4 protein-coding genes are annotated in these 5,651 nt (G+C 44.3%); 2 read left to right on the top strand and 2 right to left on the bottom strand.

The window, feature by feature from the left end:
- Positions 1-584: 584 nt before the first annotated feature.
- Both dnaK and gltS read left to right on the top strand, forming a co-directional pair.
- The gene (gene dnaK, locus PX636_RS09485; RefSeq protein ID WP_002795470.1) at positions 585-2,489 is read left to right on the top strand and encodes a molecular chaperone DnaK; all 1,905 of its coding nucleotides are present in this window, start codon (positions 585-587) and stop codon (positions 2,487-2,489) included.
- A gap of 247 nt (positions 2,490-2,736) precedes the next feature.
- Positions 2,737-3,945 carry a sodium/glutamate symporter gene (gene gltS, locus PX636_RS09480; protein WP_288116909.1) on the top strand — a complete coding sequence of 403 codons (1,209 nt, stop codon included), beginning with the start codon at positions 2,737-2,739 and terminating at the stop codon, positions 3,943-3,945.
- 38 nt (positions 3,946-3,983) lie between these two features.
- Here gltS and PX636_RS09475 read toward each other — a convergent pair whose 3' ends face one another.
- Positions 3,984-4,139: a hypothetical protein gene (locus PX636_RS09475; protein ID WP_288116907.1), complete on the bottom strand. Its 156-nt coding sequence runs from the start codon at positions 4,137-4,139 to the stop codon at positions 3,984-3,986.
- A gap of 39 nt (positions 4,140-4,178) precedes the next feature.
- A complete protein-coding gene (locus tag PX636_RS09470; RefSeq protein WP_002795465.1) occupies positions 4,179-5,141 on the bottom strand; it encodes a protochlorophyllide reductase in 963 nt (320 codons plus the stop codon).
- Between the last annotated feature and the right edge of the window lie 510 nt (positions 5,142-5,651).

The raw sequence follows: 5,651 nt of genomic DNA, 5'->3' as shown, positions 1-5,651 counted from the left end.
GTTAGGCTACCGCTAACCCATCCTACAAATAATTGTGCCTCCCTACTTAGCACGATCTTTCAGTTATTAATAAAGTAAAGTGGCTCTTCTGGTTTCTGTGTGGAAACGAGGTCTATACTGATACTTTCTTCCGCAAAATAGCCCTAAAAGTCTTGCCCGATAAGCATTTCACGATTCCATAAGCAAAAATTATCACACAAAGTCGAGAAGAGCCGTAAAGTGCGGTAAATTTCTGAACTCTGGTAATGATCTTGATGTCTGAGATTCATATTTTCTACTTAAAAGAGAGGAAGTGAGGGATTTCCACCACCACTCCAGGGAAACCAAGGAGAGCGAGCATGGAGTGGTAAGAACTAAGAGTTTGTCTCACTTCTGACTCCTTTCCTTCACCACTAACTCTTTGATCCCGAACTGACATTAGCAATACTACCAAAAAGGTTCGGATACCTACACTATCGAGAAAGCGGGGTTATTTTGCACTATAGAGATAACGAAGGAACTGATAGGGGTGGGTATCGCCTAAAAACCGAGTACAGTTCCGATTCTAGAAGTCACTATAGTTGTATCGGAGCAGCACAAAGATTATGGGAAAAGTAGTTGGAATTGACTTAGGGACGACTAACTCCTGCGTCGCGGTTATGGAAGGGGGCAAACCCACCGTTATCGCCAACGCCGAAGGATTTAGAACCACGCCCTCAGTCGTCGCCTACGCCAAAAGTGGCGATCGCCTAGTAGGACAAATCGCCAAACGTCAAGCGGTAATGAACCCGCAAAATACTTTTTATTCCGTCAAACGCTTCATCGGCAGGAAATTCAACGAAGTTACCAACGAAGCCACAGAAGTATCCTACAAAACTCTCCAAGACGGCAACGGCAACGTTAAATTAGACTGTCCCGCCCAGGGCAAACAATTCTCCCCCGAAGAAATTTCCGCCCAGGTACTGCGGAAACTGGTGGAAGATGCCAGTAAATACCTCGGCGAAACCGTTACCCAAGCAGTCATCACCGTACCCGCTTATTTTAATGACTCCCAACGTCAGGCCACCAAAGATGCCGGTAGAATTGCTGGGATTGAAGTTCTCCGCATTATCAACGAACCCACTGCCGCCTCTCTTGCCTACGGATTAGACAAAAAAGCTAACGAAACCATTCTCGTTTTTGACTTGGGTGGGGGAACCTTTGACGTATCGGTTCTAGAAGTGGGTGATGGTGTCTTTGAAGTTCTCGCTACCTCTGGAGATACTCATCTCGGTGGTGATGACTTCGATAAAAAAATCGTCGATTATTTAGCCGGAGAATTCAAAAAAGTTGAAGGAATAGATCTCCGTCAAGATAAACAAGCCCTGCAACGTCTCACAGAAGCGGCAGAAAAAGCCAAAATTGAACTTTCTAGCGTTACCCAAGCGGAAATTAACCTGCCCTTCATCACCGCTACCGCCGAAGGACCAAAACACCTAGATACCACTTTAACCAGAGCTAAATTTGAGGAAATTTGCGCCGATTTAATCGATCGCTGTCGGATTCCCGTCGAAAATGCCATCCGTGATGCCAAAATCGATAAATCTGCCCTCGATGAAGTGGTTCTCGTCGGTGGTTCAACCCGGATTCCCGCCGTTCAAGAATTAGTTAAAAAAGTTCTGGGCAAAGATCCTAACCAAAGCGTTAACCCCGATGAAGTGGTAGCCGTAGGTGCCGCTATTCAAGGTGGTGTCCTCGCTGGTGAAGTCAAAGATATTCTTCTGCTTGATGTTTCGCCCCTGTCTTTGGGTGTGGAAACCCTCGGCGGTGTGATGACGCGGATTATTACCCGCAACACCACTATCCCCACCAAAAAATCGGAAGTTTTCTCCACGGCAGTAGATGGACAAACTAACGTGGAAATCCACGTCCTGCAAGGGGAACGGGAAATGGCCAAAGATAACAAGAGTTTGGGAACTTTCCGACTCGATGGTATCCCTCCCGCTCCTCGTGGTGTGCCTCAAATCGAAGTGGTCTTCGACATCGATGCTAACGGTATTTTAAATGTCACCGCTAAGGATAAAGGTACAGGAAAAGAACAATCGATCAGCATCACCGGCGCTTCTACCTTGCCCCAAAATGAAGTGGAACGCATGGTTAATGAGGCAGAATCGAACGCCGCAGTCGATAAGGAACGTCGCGAACGCATTGAACGCAAAAATCAAGCTGAAAACGTGGTTTATCAAGCTGAGAAGCAGTTAGCCGAGTTGGGCGATAAGGTTCCCCCATCCGAGAAAAATAAAGCCCAGGCATTGATTAAGGAACTGGAAGAAGCGATCGCTCAAGACGATGATAGTAAGATCAAAACCATCCTACCGGAATTACAACAAGCCCTCTACGCGATCGGTAGCAGTATGTATCAGCAAGGGGCCCCTAGTAATCCCACCGGTGGCAATGACGACAATGGCCCCTCTGGTGGTGCTGGTGGTGGCGATGATGTCATCGATGCGGAATTCTCCGACGCTAAATAAAAATTAAGTTCCTAGCTTCGGGAAGGACACAAGTTACCTTGTGTCCTTTTTCATGGCGGCTTTCTTAAAGATAAGGTTGTTATACTAAATCCGTTGAGTATAGGCTACTTATGAGGAGAGGCACTCATGCAAGAGGCACTCATGCAAAACGGAGAATAAATAATAAGTTTTTAATAAGCGGATTTATTGTTACTGAAAATTAGGACTAAACTTAAGTAGAGCATCTTGGAGAACTAAGATTAAGAAAATGGAAATTTACCAATTTAGCCAACGCCAGACAATTATTATGGCTATTCTAGTCCTCTATCTCGGTAAGTATTTAACCAAAAATATCAAATTTCTGCAAGACTATAACATTCCTGATGCCGTTGCTGGTGGTGTCTTAGCTTCCTTATTTTTCGGTCTATTTTTTGCTGTTTTTAAATGGCAAATCGAATTTACCCTTAATGTTCGGGATGCCCTGTTAATCGTTTTTTTTACTACTATCGGGCTGTCCTCAAAACTAAAAACCCTGCTGCAAGGGGGTAAACCCTTGCTAATTTTATTAATAACCGCCGTGGTTTATCTCATTCTACAAAATTTAGCTGGGTTAGGAGTGGCAAAAGTGATGGGATTAGATTTACCCATCGGTTTGATTGCTGGTTCCGTTTCTTTGAGTGGGGGTCACGGGACTGCCATTGCTTGGGCTTCTATTTTTCGTGATAATTATGGCATCGCCAAAGCATCAGAAATCGGTGTAGCTAGTGCTACTTTTGGGCTAGTTTTAGGGGGAATTATTGGCGGACCGGTGGCTAAATGGTTAATTACTAGAAATCGACTGCGAGCCAATAATCAAGACCAAGATTTAACGGTGGGAATTAAACAAAGCCAGAGGAATGTCAATATCGATTACAATACAATGCTCCATTCAATCTTAGTGATTGGTTTAACTATCGGTTTAGGTAATCAGATTAACTACTGGGTAACTCCCCTTGGTTTAAAATTACCGGATTTTGTCCCCTGTTTATTGGCAGGAATTATCCTGACTAATACCGTACCTTTGGTGTTGAAACGCTTTCCTTGGCCCGCTAATACGCCCTCTTTAGCCTTAATTTCTGATGTTAGTCTCGGTTTATTCCTATCTATGTCCTTGATGAGTTTACAATTATGGACATTGATCGATTTGGCCGGACCGATTGCTATCCTGTTATTAGTGCAGTTCTCACTCAGCATTATTTATACTGTTTTACTGGTCTTTCCCGTAATGGGAAAAAACTATCATGCTTCAGTAGTTTGCGCCGGTTATTTGGGTTTAACTCTAGGGGCAACTCCCACAGCGATCGCCAATATGACCGCGGTGACGGAACATTTTGGGGCTTCTCCCCAGGCATTTATTATTGTTCCTTTGGTGGGGGCATTTTTTATTGATTTGTTTAATGCTTTTATCATCCAGCAATTTTTGAATTTTCTGACTTAAAAATTTTTATCGATCAAGTAATTTTTGAGGAAAGTTGACTAATCTTTTCCGTCAAGATTGGCAAAAGCTTGCAGTAAAATCGGAATAATACCAAATCCGTTTTTAATAGTATCATTAACTGCTAATCGAACTTTAAAAACCCAGTTATGGATTGTTTCTTGCTGCTCCGGCGCTCCCCGTTTCCACAAGGACACAAGTTACCTTGTGTCCTTTTTCAGGCTCAAAATCGGAAATTAGGCTAATCCGACTAATTTAGCGCTGTATTCCCACATTTTTGCGCCTCTTTCATCGTCGCGAGCTTGAGGAGAAACCCTTTGAACAAAGGATTTACCCTCTTTTTTCTGACGATTGCCCCAACTCCAGTAAGCACCGGATTGACGGTATTCGGGGTCAGCAACCACCATAGCGACTCTTTCCCCGGCTAATTCTTGGGAAACATAGCCACCGGTGATATTTTTCTGGAACCAGGGGAAAAACTGCTGGAAAAAGGGGTAATGGTTGCGGAAAAGGGGTGTATCGGCCACACAACCCGGATAGAGGGAAGTAAAAGTGATTCCGGTCGATTGGTGATAGCGTTTGTGCAGTTCCCGCATGGTGAGAACATTACACACCTTACTATCTTTGTAGGCTTTGACCGATTCAAATTTTTTGCCGTCGGCCATAGTAATCGGCTCTTTGAAACCCTTGGCAAACCCTTCCAAATCGCCCAAATCGGGACGAGGAGGAATTTTACCGCCTAATTCATCGGGATTATGGGTGACAGTGCCGAGAATGACTAAACGGCGGTCGGGAGAGGGAGAATTTTTTAGATCTTCCAAGAGCAAATTCGACAACAGGAAATGACCTAAATGATTGGTGGCCATGCTCAATTCATAACCGTCGGGACTTCTTAAGGGTTCTTTGAGCAAAGGCAGATAGATAGCGGCATTGCAGACTAAAGCGGTTAGAGAGCGGCCCAAGGCCCGGAAATTTTTAACGAAGCGCCGGACGCTATCGAGGGAACCGAGGTCGATAAATTCAATACAGTAGTTATCCCGGGGAATGTTCAATTCCTTGGCAGCCTGTTCCATTTTCGGGATATCCCGACAGGCCATAACCACAAACCAACCTCTTTGAGCAAGGGATTTAGCGGCGTAGAGACCGACTCCAGAAGTTGTCCCAGTAATGATCACCGTGGGTTTTTTATCTTGTATCATTTTTTGATAATTTTCGTTAATCGCTCTGGTCTAGGGAATATCCAAAGGATTCCGATTATAAATTTTATCTCAAATGTCGGGGTTTCATCCCGTCGCTTTTAGGGACGGGATGAAACCAAGCGCCAATATAAAACAGCACTTCGACACATTTCGACAGGCTCAATGTAAAGGCTCAACGTAAAGGCTCAGTGACACGAAGCACGATTAAAAATAAGCGTCCAGTCTCCTGACAAAATCTCGAATAACTTCTTCTTGTAAGGGTCTTGACCTACTCAGGCCAAATAGCTACCATGTAAGTAGAGCGGATAGGGTAATCAACCGCTTTAAAAACCCATGTAGTCTAACCACTACGCTATCTGCACCTTGACAATTAAAGATATGGGGTTCTACTCAATAGTTCTAGTTTCCCCCTGCTCGTGATGTAAAATCTTTACAGGAAATAGACAAAGCAGTATTTGAAGCTAACGTTTCAATTCAAGCAAACTTTGTACCCCCCCCTTTCCCCCCCCG

Source organism: Microcystis sp. M53598_WE2 (genome assembly GCF_030067735.1).
Classification (GTDB): Bacteria; Cyanobacteriota; Cyanobacteriia; order Cyanobacteriales; family Microcystaceae; genus Microcystis; species Microcystis aeruginosa.
The sequence above is the reverse complement of the archived record's forward strand: the minus strand, read 5'-3'. Positions and strand labels throughout refer to the sequence as shown.

Coding starts and splice junctions, on each gene's coding strand:
- dnaK (WP_002795470.1), top strand. CDS start 585: ATGGGAAAAGTAGTTGGAATTGACTTAGGGACGACTAACTCCTGCGTC.
- gltS (WP_288116909.1), top strand. CDS start 2,737: ATGGAAATTTACCAATTTAGCCAACGCCAGACAATTATTATGGCTATT.
- PX636_RS09470 (WP_002795465.1), bottom strand. CDS start 5,141: ATGATACAAGATAAAAAACCCACGGTGATCATTACTGGGACAACTTCT.